The organism is Dietzia sp. Alg238-R159 (assembly GCF_900537145.1).
Classification (GTDB): Bacteria; Actinomycetota; Actinomycetes; order Mycobacteriales; family Mycobacteriaceae; genus Dietzia; species Dietzia kunjamensis.
On sequence record NZ_UNRI01000003.1, the window covers coordinates 365681 to 388978 of the forward strand.

At 71.7% G+C, this 23298-nt stretch carries 20 protein-coding genes; 18 read left to right on the forward strand and 2 right to left on the reverse strand.

What is annotated here, in order from left to right; all coding sequences use genetic code 11:
• Positions 1-378: 378 nt before the first annotated feature.
• The 5 genes from G6R20_RS10140 (at position 379) to G6R20_RS10160 (ending at position 5335) form a co-directional block, all read left to right on the forward strand.
• Positions 379-1293: a hypothetical protein gene (locus tag G6R20_RS10140; RefSeq protein ID WP_163376319.1), complete on the forward strand. Its 915-nt coding sequence runs from the start codon at positions 379-381 to the stop codon at positions 1291-1293.
• Positions 1294-1415: 122 nt separating this feature from the next.
• Complete coding sequence (gene purT / locus G6R20_RS10145) at positions 1416-2684, forward strand: formate-dependent phosphoribosylglycinamide formyltransferase (RefSeq protein WP_163376320.1); 1269 nt, start codon at positions 1416-1418, stop codon at positions 2682-2684.
• Positions 2685-2722: 38 nt separating this feature from the next.
• Positions 2723-3289 carry a DUF1648 domain-containing protein gene (locus tag G6R20_RS10150; protein ID WP_163376321.1) on the forward strand — a complete coding sequence of 189 codons (567 nt, stop codon included), beginning with the start codon at positions 2723-2725 and terminating at the stop codon, positions 3287-3289.
• 143 nt (positions 3290-3432) lie between these two features.
• Positions 3433-3834 carry a hypothetical protein gene (locus G6R20_RS10155; RefSeq protein ID WP_154829769.1) on the forward strand — a complete coding sequence of 134 codons (402 nt, stop codon included), beginning with the start codon at positions 3433-3435 and terminating at the stop codon, positions 3832-3834.
• Positions 3812-5335 (forward strand): alpha/beta hydrolase, encoded by a 1524-nt coding sequence (locus G6R20_RS10160; protein WP_240341382.1) that lies wholly within the window; start codon positions 3812-3814, stop codon positions 5333-5335. Before G6R20_RS10155 ends, G6R20_RS10160 begins: the two co-directional genes overlap by 23 nt.
• 112 nt (positions 5336-5447) lie before the next feature.
• On the opposite strand, the gene G6R20_RS10165 is transcribed toward G6R20_RS10160, so the two are convergent.
• A complete protein-coding gene (locus tag G6R20_RS10165) occupies positions 5448-6935 on the reverse strand; it encodes an FAD-dependent oxidoreductase (RefSeq protein WP_163376323.1) in 1488 nt (495 codons plus the stop codon).
• Positions 6936-7015: 80 nt separating this feature from the next.
• Between G6R20_RS10165 and G6R20_RS10170 the strand changes: the two genes are divergently transcribed.
• From G6R20_RS10170 to G6R20_RS10180, 3 genes are read left to right on the forward strand one after another with little or no spacing between them, the layout of a single operon-like run.
• Positions 7016-7432, forward strand: coding sequence for a rhodanese-like domain-containing protein (locus tag G6R20_RS10170; RefSeq protein WP_163376324.1), 417 nt, complete (start codon positions 7016-7018; stop codon positions 7430-7432).
• Entirely contained in the window at positions 7396-8754 is a 1359-nt protein-coding gene (locus G6R20_RS10175; protein ID WP_275898244.1) for an O-succinylhomoserine sulfhydrylase, read from the forward strand. The genes G6R20_RS10170 and G6R20_RS10175 overlap by 37 nt, the downstream gene beginning before the upstream one ends.
• A gap of 17 nt (positions 8755-8771) precedes the next feature.
• On the forward strand, positions 8772-9923 hold the full coding sequence (locus G6R20_RS10180; protein ID WP_240341383.1) for a hypothetical protein: 1152 nt from the start codon (positions 8772-8774) through the stop codon (positions 9921-9923).
• A gap of 78 nt (positions 9924-10001) precedes the next feature.
• Here the strand turns inward: G6R20_RS10180 and G6R20_RS10185 are convergent, their stop codons facing one another.
• Positions 10002-10631 (reverse strand): hypothetical protein, encoded by a 630-nt coding sequence (locus G6R20_RS10185; RefSeq protein WP_120286399.1) that lies wholly within the window; start codon positions 10629-10631, stop codon positions 10002-10004.
• A gap of 548 nt (positions 10632-11179) precedes the next feature.
• Here G6R20_RS10185 and fgd point away from each other — a divergent pair.
• The 10 genes from fgd (at position 11180) to G6R20_RS10235 (ending at position 23292) form a co-directional block, all read left to right on the forward strand.
• Positions 11180-12199, forward strand: coding sequence for a glucose-6-phosphate dehydrogenase (coenzyme-F420) (gene fgd / locus G6R20_RS10190; protein ID WP_163376326.1), 1020 nt, complete (start codon positions 11180-11182; stop codon positions 12197-12199).
• Positions 12196-12834 (forward strand): suppressor of fused domain protein, encoded by a 639-nt coding sequence (locus tag G6R20_RS10195; RefSeq protein WP_163376327.1) that lies wholly within the window; start codon positions 12196-12198, stop codon positions 12832-12834. The genes fgd and G6R20_RS10195 overlap by 4 nt, the downstream gene beginning before the upstream one ends.
• 41 nt (positions 12835-12875) lie before the next feature.
• Positions 12876-13493 carry a methylated-DNA--[protein]-cysteine S-methyltransferase gene (locus tag G6R20_RS10200; protein ID WP_240341384.1) on the forward strand — a complete coding sequence of 206 codons (618 nt, stop codon included), beginning with the start codon at positions 12876-12878 and terminating at the stop codon, positions 13491-13493.
• A gap of 140 nt (positions 13494-13633) precedes the next feature.
• On the forward strand, positions 13634-14995 hold the full coding sequence (gene egtB / locus G6R20_RS10205) for an ergothioneine biosynthesis protein EgtB (RefSeq protein ID WP_163376328.1): 1362 nt from the start codon (positions 13634-13636) through the stop codon (positions 14993-14995).
• Positions 14992-16056: an L-histidine N(alpha)-methyltransferase gene (egtD, locus tag G6R20_RS10210; protein WP_240341385.1), complete on the forward strand. Its 1065-nt coding sequence runs from the start codon at positions 14992-14994 to the stop codon at positions 16054-16056. Before egtB ends, egtD begins: the two co-directional genes overlap by 4 nt.
• 9 nt (positions 16057-16065) lie before the next feature.
• Complete coding sequence (locus tag G6R20_RS10215) at positions 16066-16650, forward strand: hypothetical protein (RefSeq protein WP_163376330.1); 585 nt, start codon at positions 16066-16068, stop codon at positions 16648-16650.
• 69 nt (positions 16651-16719) lie between these two features.
• Positions 16720-18009, forward strand: coding sequence for an HNH endonuclease signature motif containing protein (locus G6R20_RS10220; protein WP_163376331.1), 1290 nt, complete (start codon positions 16720-16722; stop codon positions 18007-18009).
• An 85-nt stretch (positions 18010-18094) separates the two neighbouring features.
• Complete coding sequence (pta, locus tag G6R20_RS10225) at positions 18095-20392, forward strand: phosphate acetyltransferase (RefSeq protein ID WP_083249442.1); 2298 nt, start codon at positions 18095-18097, stop codon at positions 20390-20392.
• Complete coding sequence (locus G6R20_RS10230) at positions 20389-21600, forward strand: acetate kinase (RefSeq protein ID WP_163376332.1); 1212 nt, start codon at positions 20389-20391, stop codon at positions 21598-21600. The genes pta and G6R20_RS10230 overlap by 4 nt, the downstream gene beginning before the upstream one ends.
• 180 nt (positions 21601-21780) lie before the next feature.
• Complete coding sequence (locus G6R20_RS10235) at positions 21781-23292, forward strand: thrombospondin type 3 repeat-containing protein (RefSeq protein WP_163376117.1); 1512 nt, start codon at positions 21781-21783, stop codon at positions 23290-23292.
• Positions 23293-23298: the final 6 nt, after the last annotated feature.

Genomic DNA, 23298 nt, shown 5'->3' on the forward strand with positions numbered 1-23298 from the left:
ACCGTAGGCCACAGGTGCTTGACGAGAATTCTCTCACCTGTCGACCTTCCCGGTCTATCGGCGCGGACCGATTTTTACACGACGTTGACCATTCGGGCGGAGGGGTTGGTCGGACGAGGGTGAACGCCGCCTTAGGGCTCGGAGCCAGGGGTTCGATGTGGGTGATGCTGCTCGTCCGCAACCCATGTTGTTGCTGTTGTTGCGCCTGTTGCCAGGAGTGATAAGAGTATTAACATTGGTTTATGTACCTAAATGTTTCCGGCGCTTACTGAAACGGTGATGTGACCCGTGCAACACTCCTCTCAGGCGTCTCCAAGACGTCAGAACGTGTCACCGCGGTCCTCGAGTGGTGACATTCCCTCACTGCAAGGAGATCTCATGATCGCTCGAAATCGGATCCTGGCCGGCGCCTCGGCCGTGGCCCTGGCCGCCGGAACAACCCTGGCCGGGGCCGGCATCGCCGGCGCGCAGGGTTCGTCGGAGATCGCCGCCGATCTCGGCCTCGCCGCCACCGCGCTCGACGGGCCGGTGACGGTCACCCCGAACGAGGAGGGTGGCCCGACAGTCACCTACACCAACGAGACCGCCGATCCGCAGAACTGCCTCGGGTTCACCCTGCCCTACAGCACCATCGAGGAAGCAGGAATCGACCCCAGCGGAATTGATGTTGCGACGGCTGGCCCCGTTCTCAATGCGATTGACGCGGAAGAAGGCGTCTCGCTGCTGACCGTGGCAACCGAGGGCGAAGGCGAGGACGCCGTCCAGGTGCCGTCCGCAGAGGACAGCTACGTTCCCGGGACCCGCGATGACAACGGTAATGGCGGCATCCTCCAGATGGTCGCCGAGTGGGTCGCATTCGGGTTCCCCCACGCGTATCCGGTGGCCCCCGACGGCACAGTTGAGTGGGTGGCCACCGCCCCGGAGACGCCTGCCGCCGGGGTGATCCTCTGCACCTCGGAGGTCGGAGAGGGCGAAGAGGACCCCGGTCTCCAGACTTACTTCGGCATCGACCCGCAGGTTGTCGCTGACCAGATCAATGGCCGGATCCCGGGTGGATCCCTCGAGATCGTCTCCGCGGACGACGTCAGCGCCGGCAGCGTCGGGATGGGCGCGACCCTGCTCGGCTCGCTCGGTGACAACGGCGCGGACGACGACGTCGACAACGGCGACGGTGGGGACGTGGAAGAGGACACTGACACCGCCAGCGGCAGCGCCAGCGGCAGCGGCAGTGGCGACGACGATGGCGATGACGAGGACAACGGCACTCTCACGGCTGCGACCCTCACCAACTGATCGTCTAAATCAACAGGCGCCATCTGCGACTCCCACCCGGGCCCGGCACCTTACGGTGCCGGGCCCGTTCGTCTGTCCAGCCGCGCTCCGAGCGTCACCGCAGGTCTACTAGCGTGGTCGACATGACCGACCCCCACGATCCCCTCGCCCCGCCGACCGTGGACCGCTTCGGCACGCCGGGTACGCCGACCGCGACCCGCGTGATGCTGCTCGGCTCGGGCGAGCTGGGCAAGGAGGTGACCATGGCGCTGCAGCGTCTGGGCGTCGAGGTCATCGCGGTGGACCGCTACGACGGAGCCCCGGCGCACCAGGTCGCGCACCGCTCGCACACCATCGACATGACCGACGCCGACGAGGTGCGCCGGGTCGTCGAGCTGGAGAAGCCGGAGGTGATCCTGCCGGAGATCGAGGCCATCGCCACCGCCGCGCTCGCGCAGATCGAACAGGACGGCCTCGCCCGCGTCGCGCCCACCGCCCGCGCCGTGCAACTGACGATGGACCGCGAGGGCATCCGCCGCCTCGCCGCCGAGGAGCTGGGCCTGCCCACGAGCCGGTTCGCGTTCGCGTCCTCACTGGAGGAACTGCAGGAGGCGTGCTCCCGGATCGGGTTCCCGTGTCTCGTCAAGCCCACCATGTCGTCGTCGGGCAAGGGACAGTCGTCCCTCCACGGTCCCGAGGACGTGGAAACGGCGTGGAACCACGCGCAGTCCGGTGCCCGCGTCGCGGGGGCGCGCGTGATCGTGGAGTCGTTCGTCGACTTCGAGTACGAGATCACGCTGCTCACCGTCCGGAGCGTCGACCCGGAGACGGGACAGATCCGCACCGACTTCTGCGAGCCGATCGGCCACCGCCAGGAGCGCGGCGACTACGTCGAGTCGTGGCAGCCGCAGGCCATGACCCGCGACGCCTACGACTCGGCGCGGTCGGTGGCGGCGCGGGTGACGGGCGCGCTCGGCGGGGTCGGCGTGTTCGGCGTGGAGCTGTTCGTCAAGGGCGTCGACGTCTACTTCTCCGAGGTCAGCCCCCGTCCCCACGACACCGGCCTCGTGACGTTGCGCAGCCAGGTGCTCAGTGAGTTCGAGATGCACGCGCGCGCCGTCCTCGGTCTGCCGGTGGTCACCACCATGGCCAGTCCGGGCGCGTCCGCGGTGATCTACGGCGGCACGGGGATCGCGGAGGACGGCACCGAGGGCGACGGGACCGTCGAGAGCGTCGGCTTCGCCGGTGTCGCCCGCGCGCTCGCCGTGCCGGAGTCCGATGTCCGCCTGTTCGGCAAGCCGTCGGCCAGCGAGTTCCGCCGGATGGGCGTGGCCGTCGCGACCGCCGAGGACGTCGAGATCGCGCGTGAGCGCGCCCGCGAGGCCGCGTCGCGTGTGACGGTGGTGAGGTAGGTGCGGCCGGTGATCGTGGGTTGGGAGGGCGCCGCGAGATGACGACGACGAGGTCCGCGGCAGACGACGCACGCGATCTGCCGAAGGAGCCGACGGCGCCGTGGATCCTGACGCTGTCCGTGGCAGTGATCCTGGTGTGGCTCGGCGTGCTGGCCTGGCAGGTGGCCGTCCTGCCGGATCGGGTGCCGACGCACTTCGGCGCGGGCGGCGAGGCCGACGGTTGGTCGACCAGGAACGGCGCGTTGGCGTTCTCCGCGCTACTGCCGCTGGTGGTCGTCCTGCCGATGCCGCTCATGTCGAGGCTGGTGGTGTCGGCTCCCGAGTTCATCAACGCCCCCAGCAAGCAGTGGTGGACTGCCTCCGGAGCCCGACTGCGCAGGTTCGAGAGGTTGCTGCGTGAGGACCTGTGGCTCATCACCGCGTTGACGCTCGCGCTGCTGGTGGCGGGACAGGTGGGCATCGTGATGGCTGCCCGGTCCGGGACCGATCAGATGCCGGGGTGGGCGCTTCCGGGTGCCCTGGTGGTCTTCATCGTCGGGCTGGGAGCGGTGCTCGCTCGCATGTTTGTCGGCGGGCGGTACGCCGAACAGCCCGACCTGCGCTGAGAGACGGACCGGCTCGCCCGGGCCTGTGAATGGTCGTCGACCTCATCCACAGGCCCCCGCTGGCGGGCCCTGTGCGTCGTACTCCGCCCATAGCGTGACCTCTCGAACGGCCCGGATGCCCGGGCCGGAGGGGAGCGGGGACGATGGCGGAGCAGGGGGAGCGAGCCGGTGGCGGGGTCGCCGCGCCGGGCGCCACGGCCGAGGCGGGCCCGCTGGGGGCCGTGCTCCTGGCGTTCGAGCAGACGGCGGTGACGGCCGAGGCGGCCCGGGTCCGCGACGCGGGCGTGGACACGGCCGCCAGTGCGGCGGATCTGGTCGCGGCGCTGGAGGAGGCGTCGGCGGCGGCTGCCGGCATGGCGGCCGGAGGTGCGGGGGCGCTGCTCACCGGTCCCGCGCTCGCCGAGTGCGCGGACCTGCTCGCCCGGCGGGCCCGGGAGCACGAGGCGCAGAGCCGGCGGATCGCGGAGGCGATGGCCCGGGCCGCCGGACTGCTGGCGGAGGCGGATGAGGAGGTGGCCCGCGGTGTCACCGGGACAGCGGGCTGAGGCGCTGGTGGTGGCGATCGACCACGCCGAATCGCGGGCGGCGGCGGTGGGTCGGCGGATCGCCGAGTCGGCCGAGGACCTCGACATGGTCGCCCGCCGACTGGGCGGCGCGGTGGCCGGTGACGGGATAGGCAGCGGCGCGGCGGTCGGTGGAATGGCCGACGAGGGCGGGTGGTCCGGCCATGCGGGGGCCCGGGCGCGCAGCCGCGCTGCTGACGCTGCCGCCGAGGCCAGGATGGTCTCCGGCAACTGCCTCTATGTGGCCGACGTCCTGCGGGCCGAGGGGGCGCGGCTGGCGCGGGCGGTGATCAGCTGGAGCGACGACGAACTCGCCGCGCCCGGCACCGGGGACACCATGGCGGTGGGGGAGGCGGATCGCGGCCTGGCGAAGCGGCTGCGCGAAGCTGCCGACCATCTCACCGGGCACACGGATCCGGCGACGCGCCCGTGCATCGACCTGTCGGGATCGACCGACGACGATCCCCGGGCGGTCGCCGAAGTGTGGCACGGGCTGGGGCCTGCCGACCGGGCCAGGCTGGCCCGTGACCACCCAGAGCTGGGATCGGTGGACGGCCTGTCGTCGGCGACGCGGGATGCGATCAACCGGGCCCGGTTGCGCCGACTGCTCGACGCGGCCGACACCGGCGCCGGCGGCGACGGGCTCGCCGGTGCCGCTCGGGGCCTGTCCGCGTTGGCCGCGCACCTCGAGGCCGACCCGCGACGGCATCTCCTCGACCTGCACCCGGACGGTCGCGCGGTGGTCGCGAGCGCCGATCCCGACACCGCCGACCGGGTGGTCACGCTCATACCGGGCACGGGGTCGTCGCTGGACACCCTCGATCGCACCGGCGAGCGGGTGGACGCGATGTGCGAGGCGGCCGCCTCGGGTCTCGAAGGGGCCGCCTCTAATCCCGGTGCGGCCGGTTGGACACCCGACGCGGCCGTCGAGTCCTGCGTCGCGGTGTCGTGGCAGGGCTACGACGCGCCCGCCGACGTCGCGACCGCCGGCTCCTCGACGGCACCCGCGCGAGCGCATGCCGCAGACCTGCGGACCTTCGCGGCAGGGTTGGACGCGGTGGAACGCAGGGACGGCGACGACGCTCCCCATGTCGCGGTCGGGTACAGCTACGGGTCCGCGGTCCTGGGGGCGGCAGCCGAGGACCCGGGAGGGCTGGCAGCCGACCGGATGATCCACGTCGGCAGTCCCGGCGCGGGCGTCGACTCGATCGCCGGGCAACGGGTCGACGAGGTCGGCGTCGCTCGGGCGGCGGGGCAGGACGAGGTGGTCGGCGTCGCCTCGCGTTGGGATCCGGTGCCGTGGTGGTCGATCACCGGCGTACTCGGCGGCCGCCCGGGCACCGGGGAGTTCGGCGGACTCGCGGTGGACGTCACGGAGCCAGACTCGGGCGCCGACTCGGTGCGCAGCGCCCACTCCCGCTACTTCGACCCGGGCACGGTGTCGCTGGACGAGATCGGCCGGCTCATCGCCGAGACCGACTGACCCCGAGACCTGCTAAGCCCCCACGATCCGCTAAGCCCTCACGATCCGCTATCCGGAATTCGGATCGGCTGGTCGAATCGGACCAGCCGATCCCGAGGGACGGTAGCGGATCTCAGGGGGTCCGGGCCGTGGGGGCCGTGGGGGAGGTGGGGGAGGTGCGGGAGGCGCGGGCGACCTCCAGCATCTCCGCGCGACCCGGCAGTTTGGTGCGTTCGCGGCCCGCCGCCTCGCCGAGGCCACGCTCGTGGGCGTCGATCTCGGCCCAGGCGTCGCCGTCGACGAGGTCCACCTCGCGGTCGGTGAGGAAGTCGCGCACGGCCTGCGGGTCCGGCTCGTCGGGCTCGGGCAGCGTGCCGGACTCGAGTTCGGTGGCCAACTGCCCCACGGTCTCCACCGCGCAGGACCGGTTGGTGCCGATCACCCCGGACGGCCCGCGCTTGACCCAGCCCGCGGTGAACAGCCCCGGCAGGTGCTGACCGCCCGGCGAGTCGAGGATCCGGCCGGAGTCGTTGGGGATGGTCGCCGAGTCGTGGTCGAAGGGCACCCCCTCCAGGGCGGCCGAGCGGTAGCCGACCGCGCGATAGACCGCCTCGACCTGCAGGTCTTCCGTCCGGCCGCTGCTGCGCACCCGCCCGCCGGCACCGGCCGGCTCGGTCACCGCCAGGCGCAGCCCGGACACCCGGCCGTCGGAACCCAGGATCTCGACCGGGGACCGGTGAAAGCGGAACCGCACCACCCGTTCGCCGGCCGCGAGGGCGGCGGCCTCGGCCTCATCCGCCGTCCCCAGACCGGCCTCACGCTGTGCCCCGGCCCATTTCTCGAGTTGCGTGCACACCTGCCCGACCCGGCGATCGCTGTCGCGGAGGGTGCGCGCCTCGTCGTCGTCGTACTCCAGGTCGGCCGGGTCCACCACGACGGTGACGCCCTCCACCTTGGCCATCTCCCGCAGTTCCAGGGGCGTGAACTTGGCGTGGACGGGGCCGCGGCGGCCGATCACCGACACCACCCGGGTCGTATTGGTGCCGAACCCGGCGCGGACGTGCTCGGGGATGTCGGTGGGTTCGAGCTGCTCGGGGCTGCGCACCAACATGCGCGCCACGTCCAGGGCGACGTTGCCCACGCCCACCACGGCCGCGCGCTCCGCGGTCAGCGCCCACTCGGGGTGCGCATCCGGGTGGCCGTCGTACCAGGTCACGAACTCGGCGGCCCCGTACGAGCCCTCGAGGTCCTCGCCCGGGATGCCGAGCCGACGGTCCGCGAGCGCGCCGGTGGAGAAGACGACCGCGTGGTAGAAGCGGTGCACGTCGTCTGCGGTGAGGTCGTTGCCGAACTCGACGTTTCCGAGGAACCGGATGCGCGGATCGGCGGCGATCCCCTCCAGCGTGCGGGCGATGCCCTTGATCCGGGGGTGATCGGGGGCCACGCCGTGCCGCAGCAGACCGTAGGGGACCGGGAGCCGGTCGATGAGGTCCACCACGATCCCGCGTCCGGAGGGATCCCGGTTGTCACTCCAGTCCAGCAGGGCCTCGCTGGCGTACACCCCCGCCGGGCCGGACCCCACTACGGCCACCCGGAACGGGGAATCTGTGACAGGCGTCATGTCCGCGATCGTCGCACAGAAAAGCGAGCGGGGTACCTCGACCCCGCCGATCGGTCGTCGGGGGAGCATAATCGACACCCATGAGCGACTACGCCGGGGACCTATCGCCCCGCCAGGCCTGGGATCTGCTCGCCTCCGATCCCGACGCCGTACTGGTGGACGTCCGCACCAGCGCCGAGTGGCAGTGGGTCGGCGGCGCCGATCTGTCGGCGCTGGGCAAGCGCACGCTGGGCATCGAGTGGATGACCTCGGCGGGTCAGCCCAACGAGCGGTTCGTCGAGCACCTCGGTGAGGCCGGTGTCGCAGCGGAGTCGCCGGTGCTGTTCCTGTGCCGCAGCGGTGGCCGGTCGGCCGCCGCCGCGAGCCTGGCCACCGCCGCCGGATACCGCACCGCCTACAACGTGGCCGAGGGGTTCGAGGGCGACCCGGACGCCGCCGGACACCGCGGCACCGTCAACGGGTGGAAGGTCGCGGGCCTGGCCTGGCGCCAGTCCTGACCGGGCCACCACGGCCAGCCCGCCACGCCCGTACGCCCCTCGCCCCGCCGCATCACCCACGCACCACACACAAGAAAGCAGCGATGAGAAACAACGAACTCCCCGACGGTCTCCACCCCGACACCCTGGGCGTGCGGGCCGGGCAGATGCGCACCGGCTTCGAGGAGACCGCCGAGCCGATGTTCCTCAACTCCGGCTACGTCTACGAATCCGCGGAGGCGGCCGAGGCCTCGTTCAACGGCGACCTCAAGCGCTTCGTCTACTCCCGTTACGGCAATCCGACGGTCGCGATGTTCCAGGAGCGGCTGCGGCAGATCGAGGGCGCCGAGGCGTGCTTCGCCACCTCCTCCGGCATGTCCGCGGTGTTCGTGGCCCTGGCCGCGCTGTGCGGGAACGGGTCGCGCCTGGTGGCCTCGCGCGCGCTCTTCGGCTCGTGCTTCGTGATCTGCAACGAGATCCTGCCGCGCTGGGGCGTGGAAACGGTGTTCGTCGACGGCTCCGACCTCGACCAGTGGCGCGAGGCGCTGAGCGAGCCCACCGACGCCGTCTTCTTCGAGACCCCCTCCAACCCCATGCAGGAGCTGGTCGACGTGCGCGCGGTGTGCGACCTCGCGCACGCCGCCGGCGCGCAGGTGGTGGTGGACAACGTCTTCGCCACCGTCCTGCACCAGAAGCCGCTCGAACTGGGCGCGGACATTGTCGTCTACTCCACCACCAAGCACATCGACGGCCAGGGCCGCGTGCTCGGCGGCGCCGTGCTGGGCACCGAGGAGTACATCTCCGGGCCGGTGCAGAACCTCATGCGCCACGCCGGGTTCGGGATGAGCGCGTTCAACGCGTGGGTCCTGCTCAAGGGCCTGGAGACCATGAGCCTGCGCGTCGAGCGGATGAGTGCCAACGCCCTGGAGGTGGCGCGGTTCCTGGAGTCGCACCCGGCCGTGGAGTGGGTGACGTACCCGATGCTCGAGTCGCACCCCCAGTACGAGCTGGCGCGGGCGCAGATGTCCGGCGGCGGGTCGGTGGTGACGTTCGGGTTGAAGTACGACGCCGACGGTGGTGACGGTGGCCGCGACGACGACGACAACGGCGGCCGCGGCAAGAAGGAGTGCTTCTCCCTGCTCAACTCGTTGGAGGTCATCGACATCTCCAACAACCTGGGCGACGCCAAGACGCTGGTGACCCATCCCGCGACCACTACCCACGCGTCCATGGAGCCGGAGGCCCGCGCCGCGGTGGGCATCGGCGACAACGTGGTCCGCCTGTCCGTGGGGCTGGAACACGCGGGCGACCTCATAAAGGACCTGCGTCGCGGTCTGGGGTGACGGTCTAGATTGATCGCATGTCTGATCGGGGTGAACATTCCCGGGTCCGGGTGGCGGTGCTGCCGGCCGCCCATCCCGCGGTTCGCCGTATCACCGGCCTGGATGGCGCTGAGCACGTAGAGCTGGTGCCCGTCCGGCCCGGGGTGGTGAACGGGCAGACCCCGCCCGAGGCGGTGACTTCCGCGGAGTTCGATCCCGGCCACGTGGCGTCGGGCGAGATTCATCGCGACGGCGACCCGCTGCGCACTGTCGACCTGGCGCACGTGCACTTCGGGTACGACTACCTCGAGCCGGAGAGCGTGGACGGGGTGGTGGAGCACCTGGCGCGGGCCGGGGTGCCGATGGTGCTCACCGTCCACGACATCGTCTACCCGTCCCACGAGGACGAACTCCCGCACCGGGACCACACCGGCACACTGGTCGAGGCCGCCGCTGCCGTGGTCACGCTGACCGAGGTGGCGGCGCACGAACTGTGGGTGCGGTGGGGCGTCGAGCCGGTGGTCGTGCCGCACCCGCGGTTGCTGGACGAGGACGAGGTCTCCTCCGCCATCCGCGCCGGCAAGCACCTGCGCGGTCCCGGCGATCCGGTGGTGGTGGGGGTGTTGCTGGAGCGGATGGGCGAGAACATCGACGGCCCGGAGCTGCTGGACCAGCTGGCGCCCGTCGCCCACGGGCGTCGGGGCGCGCACCTGCGGATCGTGGTGGAGGCGCAGGCGTGGCGCGACGCGTGCGGCGAGGACCGCGAGGCCGGCGGGCACCATCTGGTGGCGGAGCTGGCGGCCGAGGGCGGCTGGGAGTCGGTGCGGTTGGTGAGGTACGAGTCGCTGGACCTGGCGCCGTTGCTTCCCGAGTTCGCCGCGCTCGACGTGTGCGTGTTGCCGTACCGGTTCGCCACCCATTCCACCTGGTTGGAGTTGTGCCGCGATCTGGGCGTGTCGCCGGTGTTCCCGGCGGTGGGGTTCCTGCGGGAGCAGTGGTTCGACCGTTGCGATCCGGGCGATCATTCCGGGGAGATCTACGATCCCCGCGATCCGTCCGCCGTGGCGGTAGCGGTGCGGGCGGCGTTGGAGAATCCTCGGGCCGTCCCGCCGCGGGTCGCGGGCGCTGATCCGACGAGTGTCATCGCGGCCCATGCGCGGATCTATTCCGAGGCCGCCGGGCGCCGCTGAGCGTCCGGGGTCGGGCCGGCGCGCGGTGGGGTGGTGGCTGCGCTCGGCCGGGCCGGGCTGGGGGCTGCGCCGGGCCGGCTAGGAGTCGGCGTCGCCGCGGGCGATGTCGACCGGCCAGGCCAGCGTGAGCATCGAGTCGGTGGCCGGGGCGGCCGCGTCCATGCTCAGCTCGAGACACACGGTGACCGGGGATCCGGGCGTGGTGCGGGTGGCGCCGGGCAGGACCAGCGGTTCGTCGACCGTCGGCGCGTCGAGTGGCACCGGGCGGTCACTGTCGCCGGCGAGGATGCTGGGCGAGTCGAGATCGAACGCTGGCGCGGCGCATGCTCCGCCGCGGGCCGAGACGGCCCGGACCCGCACGTGGGACGCGGTCTCGGGGTCGCCTTCGACGAGGGCGCCCTCGCCGATGTCGACGTGGGCGTCGGACCGGGAGTCGACGGTGGTGCGCAGTGTCAGGGGCTGGTAGGCGGAGCGATTGCGCAGGCCGGCTGTGTCCACGCGGACGGGGAAGTGGCCGCCGTAGGAGGAGATGGGCGCGGTCCAGGTCGTACCGAAGTCGGTGGACGCCTGGACGGACCACGCCGAGCTGCGCAGTTCGGACTCGCGGGTCTGCTCGTCGCGGTCCTGGACGATCACCGTCGCGCCGAGTGCGCAGACGGAGGCGGCACCGAGTGCGACCAGCGTGGTCGCCGCGTGCCGGATGCGCATGACTCCTCCGAGGGGCCGTCTGGTGGAGATCGGTCCAGAGGAGGGGGCTCCGGTGCGGGCGGGGCCGCAGTGATCGCCGTTTCAACTAGTTTATGGCTCGCGGCCGACGCATCGTTACAGCGCCCCTGGGTGTGTCCGATATCACTCTCACTGCGGCGTGTCGACCGGTCGTCAGCGGATGTAGACCACGGTTCCGGTCTCCTGGTTGATGGCGGCCCAGCGCCAGCCGTGCGCGGCGGGGTCGTCCGAGGTGAAGGTGGCCCACGCTGCGCCGGGGTCGCTGCCGCCCAGCCAGATCGCGAGCGCCGCAAGCCCCTGCTGGGCGTCGGTGGGGATGGTGTTCCTGACTATCGGGGAACGCGGATGACACTGGCCGTGGCTGTGAGTCTGAATCGGAATGCGGCGTCCTGCTTATCGAGCTCAACGAGTCGCAGGGGTGGCGCTTGTCAACACGTGCACCCCTGCCCGGCCCTGTTGGCATACTCGGCCCCGTGCCCCGCGCGCGCCAGAGGTGAATCTGGTCACATGCCTACCTGCAGGAGAAGCCGATGCCCGACACCCCGTCCCTGAAGCTCGGTTACAAGGCGTCGGCCGAGCAGTTCGGTCCGCGTGATCTGGTGGAGTTCGCCGTGATGGCGGAGCAGGCGGGGATGGATTCGGCGACGGTGTCGGATCATTTCCAGCCCTGGCGCCACGACGGGGGTCATGCGCCGTTCTCGCTGGCGTGGATGACGGCGGTGGGGGAGCGCACCGAGCGGCTGCAGTTGGGCACCTCCGTGCTGACGCCGACGTTCCGCTACAACCCGGCGGTGTTGGCGCAGGCGTTCGCGACGATGGCGTGCCTGTACCCGGGCCGCATCTTCCTCGGTGTGGGTACGGGTGAGGCGCTCAACGAGATCGCCACCGGGCATCAGGGCCAGTGGCCGGAGTTCAAGGAGCGGTTCGCGCGCCTGCGTGAGTCGGTCCGGCTCATGCGCGAACTGTGGACCGGTGAGACGACGAATTTCGACGGTGACTATTACTCGACCAAGGATGCGTTCCTCTACGACGTGCCCGAGGGCGGTGTGCCGGTGTACGTGGCGGCGGGTGGTCCGGTGGTGGCCAAGTACGCGGGCCGGGTGGGCGACGGGTTCATCTGCACCTCCGGCAAGGGGATGGAGCTGTACACCGACAAGCTGCTCCCGGCCGTCGAGGAGGGCGCCGGGATCAACGAGCGGGACTCGGCGCAGATCGATCGGATGATCGAGATCAAAATCTCCTACGACCCCGACCCGGCCGCCGCGCTGCAGAACTGCCGCTTCTGGGCGCCGCTCAGTCTGACCCCGGAGCAGAAGCACTCGGTGGATTCACCGCGGGAGATGGAGCGCCTGGCTGACGAGTTGCCGATCGAGCAGGTCGCCAAGCGGTGGATCGTCGCCTCGGACCCCGACGAGGCCGTCGAGCAGGTCAAAAAATACGTCGACGCGGGCCTGAACCACCTGGTCTTCCACGCCCCCGGCCACGATCAGAAACGCTTCCTCGACCTGTTCAATTCCGACCTCGAACCGCGACTGCGAGCCCTTGCATGAGTAACGAGAACAACCTCCCCGGCCCGGACACGGCCGATCTCTCCGGCCTCGAGGGCATCCTCGGCCACAAGGAATCGGTCCGCGTCCTGCGCTATCCGCACGAGACCGAGCCGGATGAGGAGGGTCAGACCACGGAGTGGCATTGCGACATCGTCGTCGTCGACGACGTTCCCGCGCCCGGCTTCTCCACCTACGCCACCGTGGGCGCCCGCGAGCTCCCCACCAACGTCACCACGCCCGAGGGGCGACACATCCGCTCCGAGTTCGTCACCGTCGGCCGCACCGGTCACCGCGCCATGGCCGACGTCCTGGACGCGTGCGCGCTCGCCGTGGCGACCGGTTCCATCCACGTGGCGCCCGGCGCGGTGATCCCCAACGCGGTCGGCCTGGTCGATCCCGGCCGCACGTGCGAGCACCTGGTCCTCACGCCGCCGTTCCTGTGGCCCGACCTGCAGGTGGTCGATGAGACCGGCGGCCCCGACGGCACCGGCCCCCTGCTCACGCGGCTGCAGGCCGTGCCGATCACCACCGCGGAGATGTCCGCCATCGGACGCGACGGCGCCGACGCCCTGTTCGAGAAGCTCGACACCGCCGACGCCGACGTCACCAACCCGGACCGCCCGAGCGTGGTGTGAGTGGGCCCAGTGTGAGTGGGCCTGGTGTGAGTGGGACCCGTGTGAGCGCGCCCGCGCCCCGGACGCCCGGCGGCGTGACGCGCGTGCTCGCCACCGCGGCCGGGCTGATGCTCGTCGAGGCCACGCCCGACGGCATCGCGCGCCTCGTCCAAGTGGACGCGGACCAGCTCGACGCAGACCAGCTCGACCACAGGGATGCCGCCGCGACCTGGTTCAACGTGAAACATCACGACGACGACGAGGGCCGCGATCCCGAGCCCGGCGCCGCGGCGGAGCACCTCGCCCGCCTGGCGGAACAGGTGGAGGACTACCTGGCCGGGAGGCTCCGCGGGTTCGACGTCCCGCTGGACTGGGCGGCGGCCGGGGTCCACGATGAATTCTCACGTGAGGTCTACCGCGAGATCCAGCACATCCCCTACGGCGAGACCTCCAGCTACGGCCAGGTCAGTATCGACGCCGGCCGGCCACGCAACGCCCGTCGCGTCGGCCGGCTGTGCACGCTGGTGCCGGTGCCGTTCGTCATCCCCGTCCACCGGGTGATCCGCGCCGATGGCGGCATGGGGAACTGCCCCGAGTACCGGCTGCGGCTGCTCGAGCACGAGCGACGCAACATCGCCGCCGAGCGTGCCGGAAAGCCGGGCCCGCTCCCGTTCCGGTAGGCATCGCCGCCGTTCGTCCGGGCACGGCCGGATCGGTGGGACAGCGGCCACACCGTGGTTAGGGTGGCGATCAGCGTCGGGGGCCGAGGGGTCCGCCGGCGCGGACCGCCTGCCGTCGACCACAACCCACGGGGGAAGCCATGACAGCCGGAACCGTCGCCACCACTGCCCGCGCCGAGAGCGTGGTCGAGAAGTTCCAGCGGGTCCGGGGGCTCACCGACCTGCTCGCGTCCCGGCTCAGCCCGGAGGACCAGATCCCCCAGTCGATGACCGCGGCCAGCCCCGCAGCGTGGCACCGGGCGCACACCACGTGGTTCTTCGAGGAGTTCGTGCTGGGTCGGCTGCCGGGCTACACCTCGCCGGAGCCGGTGTTCCGCTTCCTGTTCAACTCGTATTACGAGGCGGTCGGCCCACGGCAGCCGCGGCCGCAGCGCGGGCTCATCACCCGCCCGTCGGTGGCGGAGATCGGGGACTTCCGCGCCCGCATCGACGAGGCCGTCGTCGACGCCCTCGAGGCGGGCCGGGTCGACGAGCGTGGCCTCGAACTGCTGGAGCTGGGCTGCCATCACGAGCAGCAGCACCAGGAGTTGCTGCTGATGGACATCAAGCACCTCTTCTCGCACAACCCGACCGATCCGGTGTACGTCCACAGGTCGACGGACCCGGCAGGAGCGGCGCCGGGGGAGACCGAGTGGCTCGCCGTCGCCGAGGGGGTCGCGCAGGTCGGCTCCCCGGCTCCCGGCGACTCCGACGTCGGGGACGGCTCGGGCGCCGCCACGCTCCCAGGCGCCACCGCGTTCTCCTACGACAACGAGCGCCCCCGTCACCGCGTGTGGATCCCCGGCGGTGAGGTCGCCACCCGCCAGGTCACCGTCGGCGAGTGGAAGCAGTTCATGGCCGACGGCGGTTACTCCCGGCCCGAACTGTGGTTGTCCGACGGCTGGGCCACGGTCCAGGCCGAGGGCTGGGATGCGCCCGGGTACTGGCGACGTGAGGACGACAGCCCGGTCGGCCGCGCCGCCGACACCGCGACCGCCGCTGGCCCCGCGACCGCCGCCGACGGTGAGTGGACCACCTTCACGCTGAGCGGCCGGCGGCCGGTCGTCGACGCCGAGCCCGTCATCCACGTGTCCTTCTACGAGGCCGACGCCTACGCCCGCTGGGCCGGCGCACGCCTGCCCACCGAGTTCGAATGGGAGGTCGCCACCACCGGCTGGGAGATCCGCGACGAGCTCGACCCCGACCGCTGCCACCCGCGGCCCGCCGCGGAGCGGACGATCGGCGGCGTGTGGGAATGGACTGCCAGCGCCTACCTGCCGTATCCGGGGTTCGTCACCGAGGAGGGCGCGGCCGGCGAGTACAACGGCAAGTTCATGTCCGACCAGCATGTCCTCCGCGGTGGCAGTGCGTTCACGCCCGCCGGCCACACGCGGCACACCTACCGGAACTTCTATCCCGCCGCTTCGAGGTGGGCGGCCGCCGGACTGAGGCTCGCCCGGTGACCGGCGCGCGCGAGGTGGCCGCCCAGCGCGGTGCCGCCGGGCCCGACGGCCCCGGTGCAACAACAGCAAAGACAACGACGACGACAACGACGACGACGAGCACCGCCGATCCCGACACCGCCGCGCTCGAATCGGATCTGCACGCCGGGTTCTTCGACGACCCGCCGACCGTGCCGCCCCGCTGGTTCTACGACGAGAAGGGCAGCCTGCTCTTCGACCGGATCACCCGGCTCGCGGAGTACTACCCCACCCGCGCGGAGGCGGAAATCCTGCGGTCGCGGGCCGTCGACATCGTCGGCGATGCCGACACACTCGTCGAGCTCGGGGCCGGGACCTGCGAGAAGACGCGGGTCCTGCTCGACGTCCTCGCCTTCCGCCCGACCGGCGCCACTGATCCAGCCGGCCCACTGTTCGTTCCGGTCGACATCAGTACCGAGATGCTCTTCGGTTCCGCCCGTGCGCTCACGGCCGAGTACCCCGGACTGCGTGTCGTCCCGGTCGTCGGAGACCTCACCGCCCTCGACGGCCCGCTACCGGGCGAGCCGGGCGGGCGGCTGGTGCTCTTCCTCGGCGGCACGATCGGCAATTTCAGCGAGGCCCAGCGAGCAGAGTTCCTCGCGATGCTGCGCGGCGTCATGGACCCGGGCGACCGGCTGGCGCTCGGCTTCGACCTCGTCAAGAGCCCCGAGCGGCTGGTCGCGGCCTACGACGACGCCGACGGCGTCACCGCCGAATTCAACCTCAACATGCTCGACGTGATCGCCCGGACCGTCGAGTGCACCGGGCTGGACAGGCGCGATTTCCGCCACGAGGCCGTGTGGAACGCCGCCGAGAGCAGGATCGAGATGTGGTTGCGGGCGGTCCGCGACGTGCACGTCGACTTCCCGACGCTGGGGCGCTCGCGAACCCTCGCCGCGGGGGAGGGCATCCGCACCGAGATCGCTCGGAAGTTCGAGCCGGACGCACTCGCCGACGACCTCGCCGGCCACGGGTTCGTCGGCCCGACCGTGTGGACCGACGACGCCGGGGACTTCGGGCTGGTCCTCGTCGTCGTCGACTAGGGGTGCACCGTGACCCCCCGGGGCGCCCCGGATCTCGCCGATCGGGCCCGCGGCCTCCTCGGGGAGGCCCGCGCGGCCGGGGCCGCCGTCGACTCGGCGGCGGCTGAACTGTTCCGGCTGGGCGGGGAGGTCGCGCGCGCCGGCACCCGGGCCGAGGCCGCCCGGAGCGGGGCGCACGTCGCGGCCGAGCGGGACCTGGTGAGCGGATTGCTCGACGAGCTGGACGTGATCGCCCGGGTCGCGGATCGGCTCGTCTCCGAGCTCGACCGGGCCGACGGCGGCGGGCGAGGCGCCGCCGACGGCGGGGCCGGGCCGCGGGCGACCCTCGTCTCCGTTCGGCGGGTCATCGAGGCGGCGGACAGCCGGGGCCGCGAAGGTATGTGGTTGGGAGAGCTGGCGACGGACCGGGTTCGGGATTTCGCCGAGTTCGAACTGCTGTACTCGCGCGCGTCGCAGCACCTCGACCGCCGCCGGTGGGACGCCGCCGACGCCGTCCTGCCCCGGCTCGTCGCACTGGATCGCGCGCTGGTGAGCACGGAGATCGGCGCGATGCTCGACGAGCTCAAGTTCCGCCTCATGACTTCGCGGGGATGACGCGGGCCGAGCTGCGACGATGCGCTTCCGGACCGGTTCGTGTCGTACGTGTGTTCTATGCTTCGGGGTATGGAACAGGGAGTATGGGATGCGGAGGGGCGGGGCGGTGAGCGGGACGAGCCGGCCCCACTGACCGACGTTCTCGCGTTCCTGGAGGCGTCGGTGGAGACGCTGTGCGCGGTCGACTGGGCCGAGCACGACCCGGACGCGCTCGCCCACGCGGTGGGTCGCGTGGAGGTCGTGGCCCGGCGGCTGGACGCCAGTGGCTCCCGGGCCACTGCGGAGTTGGCCGCGCTGCACCGTCAGAAGGGACGCACCGCCGGTGGCGTCGCCGCGCTCCTCGCCGAGAAGCTGGGACTGGCGAAGGGCACGGTGCACGGTCGGATCGACGCCGGAGGACGTCAGGCCACCCCGGCCGGGCGGGCGGCGGCGAACGGGGAGATCACCGGCGAGCACGAGCGGATCATCGCCCGAGCCGTCTCCGGTCTGCCCGGAACGATGGGCGGCGACGCCAAGGTGTGTTTCGCCGAGGAGCTCACGGAGTTCGCCCGCACGGCGGCGCCCGCCGACCTGCGGGCCGAGGCCGCCCGCCGGGTCGCCGCCCTGTGCCCGGACCGCGGACGGGACCGCGAGGAGCACCAGGAACGTCAGCGCTCGGCGCGGCTCGGCGCGGTCCGGTCCGACGGCACCAGCACCCTGACGATGACCCTGACGGCCCGCGGCCGCGCCCTGGTCGAGAGGGCACTGTGCGACTTCGGCGGGCCCGGCGGCGCCGTGGAATGTGAACCCGGGTCCGACGAGCGCACCCCCGAGCAGCGCGCCCACGACGCCCTGGTGCACCAGTGGGCCCTCGGTTCGACCGTCGACCCCGCCCGCCCCAAGGGCATCGCGACCATCGTCGTGCGGGTGACACCGGAGCAGCTCGAGGACCCCACGACGCTCGTGCAGACCGACGCCGGCACCCAGCTCAGCGTGCGGCAGGCGGTCTCCATGGCCGGAACGATGCCGTGGTTCGTCTCCCTGCTGCGCGACGGCCGGGAGGAGCTGCACCGGATCGACGTGGACGCCCACCCCGATCGGCGCCTGGCGTCGTCGATCCAGCGGTTGGTCCTCTACGCCTCCCACGGAGGGTGCACCTTCCCCGGGTGCACCGCCCCGGCCAGGCGAAGTCAGTTCCACCACGTGAGGGAATGGTCCAGGGGCGGGCCGACGACGGTCGCCAACGGGGCACTCGGCTGTCCCGTCCACCACGGGTTCGTCGGCGACGGCCCCGGAGGGTGGACAACCGTGGTGAACGCCGCCTCGCCCGGCCTGTGCACGTGGCTGCCTCCCGGCGTCGACAGGCTCACCGATGTGTGACGACCCGCCCCGGACCGGGGTGGGGGATCGGGCCGTCGGGTGTGTACAAGGTGTGCTGCGCCGCCGGCGCTGTCACAATGCCCCCGTGCCCGAATCCCTTCCTCCCGAGTCCGTAGCGTCCGACACTCTCGCGTCCGAACCCCGCGCCTCGGGGCCAGGCGATCCCACCGGGGCCGAGTTGTCCGACTCCGACGTCGCCGCACTCTCGATCCCGTCCCAGTCGGGCGGTGAGCCGCTCTCCTCGTCCGCGGTCTACGTCGTGGCCCCCGAGGGCGACACGGGCAAGTCGACCGTCGCGTTGGGGCTGCTGCGCATCCTGGCCGGGACCGTCCAGCGGGTCGGGGTGTTCCGCCCCGTCACGGTCGCGCCCCGCCCCGCCGGTCCCGGCGTCGAGGACGAGGAACCGGTACGCGACCGCATCGTGGAGATGCTGCTGCAGCACACCACCGTGGACCTCGACTACGAGGACTGCATCGGCGTGACCAACATGCGCGTGCACTCCGACCGCGACGCCGCCCTGAGCGAGATCGTGCACCGATATGAGGCGGTGGCCCGGCAGTGCGATGTCGTGGTGATCGTCGGCACCGACTACACCGGGGTGCCCAGCCCCACCGAGTTCGACTTCAACGCCATGATCGCCGTGAACCTCGGCGCCCCCGTCCTGCTGGTGCTCCGCGGATCCGACCGCACCCCGGCCGAGATCGGCACCAACGCCCGGCTCACCCTCGAGGAGCTGCGGGTCGAGCACGCCCACCCCGTGGGAGTCGTCGTGAACCGGTGCGATCCCGGCGCGCTGGAGGAGATCCGGGCCGAGCTCGGATCGCTGGACGTGCCGGCCTGGACGCTGCCCTCCCAGTCGCTGCTCACCGCGCCCACGATGGGTGAGCTCATGGAGGCGGTCGACGGCGAGCTCTACTCCGGCGACCCGGCCCTGCTCGACCGCGAGGCGATGGCCGTGATGGTCGGCGGCATGACCGGCGACCGGATCCTGGAGCGACTGGTCGACGGGATGGTCGTCATCGTCCCCGCCGACCGCACCGACGCGGTCCTGGCGATCCTCGCCGCACACGCCGCCGAGGGCTTCCCCTCGCTGGCCGGGATGATCTGGAACGGTGGGGTCAGGCCGAACGCGGCGTTGGACAAGCTCGTCCGCGGGATGCGCTCCACCCTCCCCATCATCTGCACGGGTCACGGCACCTACGACACCGCCCGTCTGGCCGCCGAGACCCGCGGGCGCGTCTTCTCGGGCTCGGGGCGCAAGGTGGAGACCGCGCTCAGCCTGATGGAGAAGCACGTCGACACCGAGGAACTGCTCGCGCCGCTGCGGGTCGACGCGCCCGACGTGATGACGCCGCAGATGTTCGAGCACCAGCTCCTCGAGCGTGCCCGCGCCGACAAGCGCCACATCGTGCTCCCCGAGGGCGACGACGACCGCATCCTGCACGCCGCCGGCCGACTCCTGCGGCGCGACGTGGCCGACCTGACGATCCTCGGTGACCCCGAGGCGATCCGTCGGCGTGCCGACGAGCTGGGCATCGACCTGAGCGGCGCGACACTGCTGGACCCGCGGACGAGCGAGCACGCCGATCGGTTCGCCGATGAGTATGTCGAGCTGCGCAAGCACAAGGGCATGACCCCGGACGTGGCCCGTGACCGCATCCTCGACATCTCCTACTTCGCCACGATGATGGTGCACACCGGGCTCGCCGACGGCATGGTCTCCGGCGCAGCCCACACCACCGCGCACACCATCCGCCCCGCCCTGGAGATCATCCGGACCCGCCCCGGCGTGAAGACAGTCTCGAGCGTGTTCCTCATGTGCCTGGCCGACCACGTGCTGGCGTTCGGGGACTGCGCGGTGGTGCCCGACCCCACCGCCCAGCAGCTCGCCGACATCGCGGTGTCCTCCGCAGAGACCGCCTCGCGGTTCGGGATCGACCCTCGCGTGGCACTGCTCTCCTACTCCACCGGTGACTCCGGCAGTGGAGCCGACGTCGACAAGGTGCGCGAGGCGACCGCACTCGTGCGGTCCCGGATTGACGAGGCGACCGAGGGTGATCCGGCCGCCGGCCTCGTCGTGGACGGGCCCCTGCAGTTCGACGCCGCCGTCGACCCCACCGTCGCGAGCAAGAAGATGCCCGACTCCCCGGTCGCCGGCCGGGCCACCGTCCTGGTGTTCCCCGACCTCAACACGGGCAACAACACCTACAAGGCCGTGCAGCGGACCGCGGGCGCGGTCGCGATCGGCCCGGTCCTCCAGGGGCTGCGCAAGCCGATCAACGACCTGTCCCGCGGTGCGCTGGTGGAGGACATCGTCAACACGGTCGCCATCACGGCCGTCCAGGCGCAGGGCACCGGAGATCTCCAGGAGAGCGACTCATGACCCGCGTGCTCGTCATCAACTCCGGCTCCTCCTCCCTGAAGCTGCAGATCCTCGACACCGCCGTCGAGGGTGAGTTGGCCTGGGCGCTGGTCGAGAGGATCGGTGAGCCCGTGGGCACGCTGACCGTGCGCCGCAGCGACCTCGCCGGTGCCGGTGCGGAAGAACGCACCGCGGAGGCGGAGTTCCCGGACCACACCGCCGCGCTCGGACACGTACTGGAGTTGGCGAAGGAGCTGCACGTCCATCCCACCGACCTGGGGGTCGAGGCGATCGGCCACCGTGTGGTCCACGGCGGGCCGGCCTTCCACGAGCCGGTCGAGGTGACGCCGGAGGTGGAGGCCGACATCGAGAAGCTCGAGGTGCTCGCCCCTCTGCACAACCCGGCCAACCTGCGTGGCATCCGGGTGGCCCGCGACCTGCTGCCGGGGCTGCCGCACGTGGCCGTGTTCGACACCGGGTTCTTCCACACCCTGCCCGCCGCCGCCCACACCTATGCCATCGATCGCGAGACGGCACGCGAGTGGGACCTGCGCAGGTACGGCTTCCACGGCACGAGCCACGAGTTCGTCTCCCGCCGCACCGCCGACGTCCTGGGCCGCCCGTACGGCGAGCTCAACCAGATCGTCCTGCACCTGGGCAACGGGGCGTCGGCGTCCGCTATCGAAGGTGGCCGCGCCATGGATACGTCCATGGGTCTGACGCCCCTCGAGGGACTGGTCATGGGTACACGACCCGGAGACCTCGACCCCGGCCTGATCATCCACCTCATCCGTGACCGCGGCATGTCGCCCGAGGACGTCTCCACCCTGCTCAACCGCCGGTCGGGACTGGAGGGATTGTCGGGGGCGCGCGACTTCCGCGAACTCCTGACGCGGGTCGACGATGGCGACGAGGACGCCACGCTGGCCTACGAGGTGGTGATCCATCGCCTGCGTCGCTACATCGGCGGCTACTGGGCGGTCCTCGGCGACGTGGACGCGATCACGTTCACGGCAGGGGTGGGAGAGAACGTCGCGCGCCTGCGGGCCGACGCGCTGGCCACCATGCGCGGCTGGGGTGTGGAGATCGACACCGAGGCCAACGAGAACGGCACCGGCGAGCGGGTCATCTCCACCCCCGACAGTCGCGTGACGGTGCTTGTGGTGCCCACCGACGAGGAACTGGCGATCGCGCGGGCGTGCGACGAGGTGCTGGGCCTGGGAGGATAACCCCGTCTACATTTGCTAAGAACAACTTTAGTTATAGAGTGCGGGGTGATCCCCGGCATCCGAGCCCGGGCTGGACGAAGTCGGACGATGCCCCACGCCTCACCCTCCTCTCCGGACGACCGGCCCGAGCACGGGCCGCCTCCCGGCCCGACGCAGGGTTGGCCCAGGAGTCGCGGGATCGTGCCGCTCATCCTGGCGGCGGTCGCCACCCTGGTCCTGGGCGGGGCGTCCGTGGCTCAGGAGGTGACGGTGCCGGCCCTCGATGCCCGCGCCGATCTGGAGTTCTCGCTGGACGGTTCCATCTGGACGGACGCCCCGGATCTCGCTCTCGGTTCGTGGGGTTGCGACCCGGCCGGCGGGCCCGGGGGTTCCGCTCCGCCCGCAAGCCCCGCTCCGCCCGGGGCGAGCGCCAGCATCCCCGACGTGGACTCGTGCGCGATGCTCCCCGGCGAATCCGTTGACCGCACCTATCACGTCCGCAATGCGGCCGACTCCGGCCGCACCGGCCGGTATGCGGTCGGAGTCGGTGACTTCGTGGTGTCGGAGGGCGCCGAGTTCGAGGTGCGCTCGAGCATCACCGGCGCGACGGCCGCCGACTCGGGGACCGTGATGCTGCACGGCGCGGGAACCGGGCAGGCCGGGGGCTCTCCGGCCCGCGGTGCCACGGTGGCCGCCCTGGAACTGGGGCCGGGGGAGTCGGCGCGAGTGGTGGACGAGGTCTCCGTTCCGCTCGACGTCCCCAACAGTGCGCAGCGGCAGAGTGTCAGCCCGAGGATGTGGGTGTCGTTCTCCGACGTCGACGGCCTCGACCGCGACGGCGACGGACTGCCCGACAACACCGAGAACCTGATCGGCACCGATCCGTCCGACCCGCTCAACCGGCTGCCCGACGTGACCGCGGGGCAGGAGTACGGGCCCGAGCCGTTTCTCCCGACCCCGCCCGAGGGCACCGTGCTCGACGTGGTCACCGACACGTTGCCGCCCGGCATGCGACTCGAGGACGGCGCCCTGAACGGTACTCCCACCCGCGCCGGCACCTACGACGTCTCGTTCTCGGTCACCATGCCCGGAGGGGCCACCTACACCTCTGTCCGGCGCGTGGTGGTCCACCCCGCCCCCACCGGCGGTTCGACGGACCTGCCGGACGTCGTCTGGCCGGTCATCGTCGGGGGCGTCATCGGTGTGGTGATCGGTGTCGTCGGCCCCGCCCTGGGCTCCCTGGCCGGTTCGCTCGGTGGGTCGTCCGACTCGTCCGGTTCATCCGGTTCAGGTGGCCCCGGTGGCCCCGGTGGTCCCGGTGGCCCCGGTGGCCCCGGTAGCTCCGCCGGTTCGGACTCGCTGGCGGGCACCACCGCCCCCACCGCCTCTGCCCCCACCGCCCCCGCGACCGCGGCCACCACGCCTGACGCGGACCCCGCCACCGACGAGGGTGGCGCCACCGGCCGGGTCGCCGAGAGTGCGGTGACACCGCGCGAGGGGGCGCCGTCGGACGCGTGGATCCGCGCCAATTCGGAGGTCCGCGGGTCGTTGGCCACCACCGGCGTCAGCGGGGCCGAGCTCGTGCTGTGGGCGCTCACCGCGGCGGCGGCCGGCGCGACGCTCATCCTGTTCGCCCGGCGACGCCGCCGCCACGATGACCCGGCCCTCGCCACCGACCCCGCTCTCGACCACGCTCTCGACCGCGAGGGCTGAGCCGCC